This is a genomic window from Enterobacter cloacae complex sp. 2022EL-00981 (genome assembly GCF_028737495.1).
Lineage (GTDB): Bacteria > Pseudomonadota > Gammaproteobacteria > Enterobacterales > Enterobacteriaceae > Enterobacter > Enterobacter cloacae.
The window spans coordinates 93597-100350 of record NZ_JAQZRK010000017.1; the positions used below are offsets into that span (position 1 = coordinate 93597).

General features: G+C 46.9%; 7 protein-coding genes and 2 pseudogenes. 6 read left to right on the forward strand and 3 right to left on the reverse strand.

Annotated elements, in window-relative coordinates; all coding sequences use genetic code 11:
• Nucleotides 1-44: 44 nt before the first annotated feature.
• Nucleotides 45-338 carry a WbuC family cupin fold metalloprotein gene (locus tag PUZ33_RS15675; protein WP_116961751.1) on the forward strand — a complete coding sequence of 98 codons (294 nt, stop codon included), beginning with the start codon at nt 45-47 and terminating at the stop codon, nt 336-338.
• 46 nt (nt 339-384) lie between these two features.
• On the opposite strand, the gene PUZ33_RS15680 is transcribed toward PUZ33_RS15675, so the two are convergent.
• The 3 genes and pseudogenes from PUZ33_RS15680 to PUZ33_RS15690 form a co-directional block, all read right to left on the reverse strand.
• Nucleotides 385-1260: an extended-spectrum class A beta-lactamase CTX-M-15 gene (locus tag PUZ33_RS15680; protein ID WP_000239590.1), complete on the reverse strand. Its 876-nt coding sequence runs from the start codon at nt 1258-1260 to the stop codon at nt 385-387.
• A gap of 255 nt (nt 1261-1515) precedes the next feature.
• The gene (locus PUZ33_RS15685) at nt 1516-2778 is read right to left on the reverse strand and encodes an IS1380-like element ISEcp1 family transposase (RefSeq protein WP_000608644.1); all 1263 of its coding nucleotides are present in this window, start codon (nt 2776-2778) and stop codon (nt 1516-1518) included.
• 193 nt (nt 2779-2971) lie between these two features.
• A pseudogene (locus PUZ33_RS15690) lies at nt 2972-3178 on the reverse strand (DUF4158 domain-containing protein); the annotation flags it as partial.
• Nucleotides 3179-3341: 163 nt separating this feature from the next.
• Here PUZ33_RS15690 and PUZ33_RS15695 point away from each other — a divergent pair.
• From PUZ33_RS15695 to PUZ33_RS15715, 5 genes and pseudogenes are all read left to right on the forward strand, one after another.
• Nucleotides 3342-3899, forward strand: a complete 558-nt coding sequence (locus PUZ33_RS15695) for a recombinase family protein (protein ID WP_001217881.1) — start codon at nt 3342-3344, stop codon at nt 3897-3899.
• A gap of 233 nt (nt 3900-4132) precedes the next feature.
• Complete coding sequence (gene aac(6')-Ib / locus PUZ33_RS15700) at nt 4133-4687, forward strand: AAC(6')-Ib family aminoglycoside 6'-N-acetyltransferase (protein ID WP_063840280.1); 555 nt, start codon at nt 4133-4135, stop codon at nt 4685-4687.
• 69 nt (nt 4688-4756) lie between these two features.
• Nucleotides 4757-5545, forward strand: a complete 789-nt coding sequence (gene aadA1 / locus PUZ33_RS15705; protein WP_001206315.1) for an ANT(3'')-Ia family aminoglycoside nucleotidyltransferase AadA1 — start codon at nt 4757-4759, stop codon at nt 5543-5545.
• Between the two features lie 59 nt (nt 5546-5604).
• Nucleotides 5605-6429 carry an oxacillin-hydrolyzing class D beta-lactamase OXA-9 gene (locus PUZ33_RS15710; RefSeq protein ID WP_000722315.1) on the forward strand — a complete coding sequence of 275 codons (825 nt, stop codon included), beginning with the start codon at nt 5605-5607 and terminating at the stop codon, nt 6427-6429.
• Nucleotides 6430-6628: 199 nt separating this feature from the next.
• Nucleotides 6629-6754, forward strand: a pseudogene (locus PUZ33_RS15715) (recombinase family protein); the annotation flags it as partial.

The window sequence follows — 6754 nt, forward strand, 5'->3', positions numbered from 1 at the left end:
CCTACGTGCGCCCGCACCGACACCCTCACACCTTCGAGCTACTGTTGCCATTAAGGGGTCGTTTCGTGGTGCTGAATTTTGACGATCGGGGTACCGTCACCCATCGGGCGATATTGGGGGAAACCTGTACGGTGCTGGAGATGGCCGCAGGAACCTGGCATGCCGTGCTGTCGCTGGATACCGGTGGCATAATTTTTGAAGTAAAACACGGTGGCTATCAACCCGTGGCTGCCGATGACTATGCGCACTGGGCTCCAGCGGAAGGAGAACCAGGAACCACGGAGCTTATGGCCTGGTATGCGCAAGCGCAGGTGGGCGACAGCACTTTTGCCGTCTAAGGCGATAAACAAAAACGGAATGAGTTTCCCCATTCCGTTTCCGCTATTACAAACCGTCGGTGACGATTTTAGCCGCCGACGCTAATACATCGCGACGGCTTTCTGCCTTAGGTTGAGGCTGGGTGAAGTAAGTGACCAGAATCAGCGGCGCACGATCTTTTGGCCAGATCACCGCGATATCGTTGGTGGTGCCATAGCCACCGCTGCCGGTTTTATCCCCCACAACCCAGGAAGCAGGCAGTCCAGCCTGAATGCTCGCTGCACCGGTGGTATTGCCTTTCATCCATGTCACCAGCTGCGCCCGTTGGCTGTCGCCCAATGCTTTACCCAGCGTCAGATTCCGCAGAGTTTGCGCCATTGCCCGAGGTGAAGTGGTATCACGCGGATCGCCCGGAATGGCGGTGTTTAACGTCGGCTCGGTACGGTCGAGACGGAACGTTTCGTCTCCCAGCTGTCGGGCGAACGCGGTGACGCTAGCCGGGCCGCCAACGTGAGCAATCAGCTTATTCATCGCCACGTTATCGCTGTACTGTAGCGCGGCCGCGCTAAGCTCAGCCAGTGACATCGTCCCATTGACGTGCTTTTCCGCAATCGGATTATAGTTAACAAGGTCAGATTTTTTGATCTCAACTCGCTGATTTAACAGATTCGGTTCGCTTTCACTTTTCTTCAGCACCGCGGCCGCGGCCATCACTTTACTGGTGCTGCACATCGCAAAGCGCTCATCAGCACGATAAAGTATTTGCGAATTATCTGCTGTGTTAATCAATGCCACACCCAGTCTGCCTCCCGACTGCCGCTCTAATTCGGCAAGTTTTTGCTGTACGTCCGCCGTTTGCGCATACAGCGGCACACTTCCTAACAACAGCGTGACGGTTGCCGTCGCCATCAGCGTGAACTGGCGCAGTGATTTTTTAACCATGGGATTCCTTATTCTGGAAGATACGAAATAACAACAACATGAATAGTCCCTAAATTCCACGTGTGTTTTTTATTAGCTTCAAAAATCACTATTTCACGAAGAATTTAGACTGCTTCTCACACATTGTAACATTATTTACAACCACCTTTCAATCATTTTTGATAAATCATTGATTTCATCTTTGCTGCAATGATACTTAATAAACTCTGCAAGTTATCCACAGAGCAACACTCAATTTTATTGATGATATTCTTATTATACCAGACATTTTTCATACACTCCCTTGTACGGATAGTTTTCCGACAACTTCATGATTACATATCTTGCGGTTTTGATTATTTTTGCTGCAAGAAATACATACTTCAAACGAAAGGTCTTTATTTGCTGTCTGTATTCTGAAGAGTCCAAGGAATCAAACTTGAACAACAAAAATAGGTTATATGAAAGCATCATCATTTGAAACACGGCTTCATTCGCCCAAAATGACTTTAGCAAGAGATGACCCACCGCCATGTCGTATTTGGCTTCTTTGATATAGTTTTCAGCATTACCACGCTTTTCATAGTATATAACTACTTTTTCAGAAAGCAAGGTAGTATTTGTTACAAAGAAAAAGTAGTCGTATTCGGAACCTTCTAAAAGTGATAATTGTGCTCTTTCTTTTTCTGGTTTCAGTACGCGAGATACGACAAATCTTCTGTCTTTTTCCCATTTAACTAATTTTGTATACAGTTCTGTAGTTTCTCTACCTTCTTCTCCTTTAACGAATACAATTGATGAATTCGTTGCTTGTGAGGTGAGTGTAGAATAACTTTTGGCTTTAATTAAATATTTGCATCCAAGAGATTCTATCGTTTCGATAATTTTTTCATCAAAGTAGCCACTATCCATTCGAAATAAAATTTCTAAATCGTCTGATTTGATGTTAGCAACAATTTCTTTGATCATTTCCGCAGCACCGTTTGCAGTGTAAGTATTGCCACTTCTTACAAATCCGGTAACATATGCTTTTAATTCGTCGCAAAATGCAAATTGGATATTGTAGCATCGGTTTCCCAGTTTCTTAGGATTATATCCTTTTGACGCACCTTCTTGATGACCTTCTACGTTAATTACACTACTATCAATATCAATCGTAATGGATGTCAATTTACTTTTAGTGAGCAGTTTTTTAAAGACTTTAAAATTAATGTCTCTAAACATTTGGGTTGTCTTGAAGTTGAAGTTTCCTAGAAACCGTGACACTGTTTCAGGTTCTTTTACGGAAATATCAAACTCGTTGACGAGGGGATCATTTTGAAGTAGCTTTAGACGTTCTAACTTATCAATGCCAATGAAGTGACCGCAGAGCATGGTCTTTATATGATTCATCTTGATTTTATTTGTTGAGTCATTATCAAATACGAGGTCATTTTCAATAAAATCAAAAATCCCATTGCTTTTTGCATTCTCAAGGAGCAGAAAAAGACCTGCATTTGATGTTAGATTCTTAGCTTTGAAATCAATTTTATTAATCATAATTAGAACCCCTTTTTACTACTTTTCTTACTATTATTTTACCATATATCGAGTCATAAAAGCTGATAATTTAACATATTTTTGAGCACTTTTCTTTCACCCAATGGGTGAAAGCTGAATTTCGAAGGAATGCATATTTATCAAGGCTTTGATTATGCTTTTTGAAGTACTGACGTAGAATCTAGGTATGATTCATATCGGTGAGGAAGGTGCCCAGAAAACGGACACATCCAATTTGCAGGGCAATGCCCAGACGGTTGTGATCACCTCTGCTTTTTCCGATAAATTCCTTGTCTGCTTCATCAAGGTGAAAATATCGTGCCAGCTGAAGCTCATCCGGTTCACCGGTGAATCTGCCATAGCTTTCAGTCTGCTCAGTGGTCAGAAAGTCAACGGGCATATCGGCCTCCCTGCCTGACGGGCATTTAGTAACATTTTTCCAACCGTACGAAATGTTATAAATTATCAGACATAGTAAAACGGCTTCGTTTGAGTGTCCATTAAATCGTCATTTTGGCATAATAGACACATCGTGTCTGATATTCGATTTAAGGTACATTTTTATGCGAATTTTTGGTTATGCGCGGGTCTCAACCAGCCAGCAGTCCCTCGATATTCAGATCAGAGCGCTCAAAGATGCAGGGGTAAAAGCTAACCGCATCTTTACCGACAAGGCATCCGGCAGTTCAACAGATCGGGAAGGGCTGGATTTGCTGAGGATGAAGGTGGAGGAAGGTGATGTCATTCTGGTGAAGAAGCTCGACCGTCTTGGCCGCGACACCGCCGACATGATCCAACTGATAAAAGAGTTTGATGCTCAGGGTGTAGCGGTTCGGTTTATTGACGACGGGATCAGTACCGACGGTGATATGGGGCAAATGGTGGTCACCATCCTGTCGGCTGTGGCACAGGCTGAACGCCGGAGGATCCTAGAGCGCACGAATGAGGGCCGACAGGAAGCAAAGCTGAAAGGAATCAAATTTGGCCGCAGGCGTACCGTGGACAGGAACGTCGTGCTGACGCTTCATCAGAAGGGCACTGGTGCAACGGAAATTGCTCATCAGCTCAGTATTGCCCGCTCCACGGTTTATAAAATTCTTGAAGACGAAAGGGCCTCGTGATACGCCTATTTTTATAGGTTAATGTCATGATAATAATGGTTTCTTAGACGTCAGGTGGCACTTTTCGGGGAAATGTGCGCGGAACCCCTATTTGTTTATTTTTCTAAATACATTCAAATATGTATCCGCTCATGAGACAATAACCCTGATAAATGCTTCAATAATATTGAAAAAGGAAGAGTATGAGTATTCAACATTTCCAAACAAAGTTAGGCATCACAAAGTACAGCATCGTGACCAACAGCAACGATTCCGTCACACTGCGCCTCATGACTGAGCATGACCTTGCGATGCTCTATGAGTGGCTAAATCGATCTCATATCGTCGAGTGGTGGGGCGGAGAAGAAGCACGCCCGACACTTGCTGACGTACAGGAACAGTACTTGCCAAGCGTTTTAGCGCAAGAGTCCGTCACTCCATACATTGCAATGCTGAATGGAGAGCCGATTGGGTATGCCCAGTCGTACGTTGCTCTTGGAAGCGGGGACGGATGGTGGGAAGAAGAAACCGATCCAGGAGTACGCGGAATAGACCAGTTACTGGCGAATGCATCACAACTGGGCAAAGGCTTGGGAACCAAGCTGGTTCGAGCTCTGGTTGAGTTGCTGTTCAATGATCCCGAGGTCACCAAGATCCAAACGGACCCGTCGCCGAGCAACTTGCGAGCGATCCGATGCTACGAGAAAGCGGGGTTTGAGAGGCAAGGTACCGTAACCACCCCAGATGGTCCAGCCGTGTACATGGTTCAAACACGCCAGGCATTCGAGCGAACACGCAGTGTTGCCTAACCCTTCCATCGAGGGGGACGTCCAAGGGCTGGCGCCCTTGGCCGCCCCTCATGTCAAACGTTAAACATCATGAGGGAAGCGGTGATCGCCGAAGTATCGACTCAACTATCAGAGGTAGTTGGCGTCATCGAGCGCCATCTCGAACCGACGTTGCTGGCCGTACATTTGTACGGCTCCGCAGTGGATGGCGGCCTGAAGCCACACAGTGATATTGATTTGCTGGTTACGGTGACCGTAAGGCTTGATGAAACAACGCGGCGAGCTTTGATCAACGACCTTTTGGAAACTTCGGCTTCCCCTGGAGAGAGCGAGATTCTCCGCGCTGTAGAAGTCACCATTGTTGTGCACGACGACATCATTCCGTGGCGTTATCCAGCTAAGCGCGAACTGCAATTTGGAGAATGGCAGCGCAATGACATTCTTGCAGGTATCTTCGAGCCAGCCACGATCGACATTGATCTGGCTATCTTGCTGACAAAAGCAAGAGAACATAGCGTTGCCTTGGTAGGTCCAGCGGCGGAGGAACTCTTTGATCCGGTTCCTGAACAGGATCTATTTGAGGCGCTAAATGAAACCTTAACGCTATGGAACTCGCCGCCCGACTGGGCTGGCGATGAGCGAAATGTAGTGCTTACGTTGTCCCGCATTTGGTACAGCGCAGTAACCGGCAAAATCGCGCCGAAGGATGTCGCTGCCGACTGGGCAATGGAGCGCCTGCCGGCCCAGTATCAGCCCGTCATACTTGAAGCTAGGCAGGCTTATCTTGGACAAGAAGATCGCTTGGCCTCGCGCGCAGATCAGTTGGAAGAATTTGTTCACTACGTGAAAGGCGAGATCACCAAGGTAGTCGGCAAATAATGTCTAAAACAAAGTTATGCACCTATTAAGCGCACAGCGGAGCAATGAAGGATACCTTGATGAAAAAAATTTTGCTGCTGCATATGTTGGTGTTCGTTTCCGCCACTCTCCCAATCAGTTCCGTGGCTTCTGATGAGGTTGAAACGCTTAAATGCACCATCATCGCAGACGCCATTACCGGAAATACCTTATATGAGACCGGAGAATGTGCCCGTCGTGTGTCTCCGTGCTCGTCTTTTAAACTTCCATTGGCAATCATGGGGTTTGATAGTGGAATCTTGCAGTCGCCAAAATCACCTACGTGGGAATTGAAGCCGGAATACAACCCGTCTCCGAGAGATCGCACATACAAACAAGTCTATCCGGCGCTATGGCAAAGCGACTCTGTTGTCTGGTTCTCGCAGCAATTAACAAGCCGTCTGGGAGTTGATCGGTTCACGGAATACGTAAAGAAATTTGAGTACGGTAATCAAGATGTTTCCGGTGACTCGGGGAAGCATAACGGCTTGACCCAGTCATGGCTGATGTCGTCGCTCACCATATCTCCCAAGGAGCAAATTCAGTTTCTTCTACGCTTTGTCGCGCATAAGCTGCCTGTATCCGAAGCGGCTTATGACATGGCGTATGCCACAATCCCGCAGTACCAGGCAGCCGAAGGATGGGCTGTACATGGAAAAAGCGGCAGCGGCTGGCTTCGGGACAATAACGGCAAGATAAATGAAAGTCGTCCGCAGGGCTGGTTCGTGGGCTGGGCTGAAAAAAACGGACGGCAAGTTGTTTTCGCCCGATTGGAAATAGGAAAGGAAAAGTCCGATATTCCCGGCGGGTCTAAAGCACGAGAGGATATTCTCGTGGAATTACCCGTGTTGATGGGTAACAAATGATATGTGGCGTCATCGAGAGCAGATGCATAACCCTGCGCTCGAGCGGACCTCGCGCATAAAGCCGCGCGAGTCCGCTCACCTTGAACGTTAGATGCACTAAGCACATAATTGCTCACAGCCAAACTATCAGGTCAAGTCTGCTTTTATTATTTTTAAGCGTGCATAATAAGCCCTACACAAATTGGGAGATATATCATGAAAAGAGTTTGATGCTCAGGGTGTAGCGGTTCGGTTTATTGACGACGGGATCAGTACCGACGGTGATATGGGGCAAATGGTGGTCACCATCCTGTCGGCTGTGGCACAGGCTGAACGCCGGAGGATC

Excerpts from the sequence above, each read along its gene's own strand:
- PUZ33_RS15680 (WP_000239590.1), bottom strand. The coding sequence starts at position 1,260 with ATGGTTAAAAAATCACTGCGCCAGTTCACGCTGATGGCGACGGCAACC.
- PUZ33_RS15685 (WP_000608644.1), bottom strand. The coding sequence starts at position 2,778 with ATGATTAATAAAATTGATTTCAAAGCTAAGAATCTAACATCAAATGCA.
- PUZ33_RS15695 (WP_001217881.1), top strand. The coding sequence starts at position 3,342 with ATGCGAATTTTTGGTTATGCGCGGGTCTCAACCAGCCAGCAGTCCCTC.
- aadA1 (WP_001206315.1), top strand. The coding sequence starts at position 4,757 with ATGAGGGAAGCGGTGATCGCCGAAGTATCGACTCAACTATCAGAGGTA.
- PUZ33_RS15710 (WP_000722315.1), top strand. The coding sequence starts at position 5,605 with ATGAAAAAAATTTTGCTGCTGCATATGTTGGTGTTCGTTTCCGCCACT.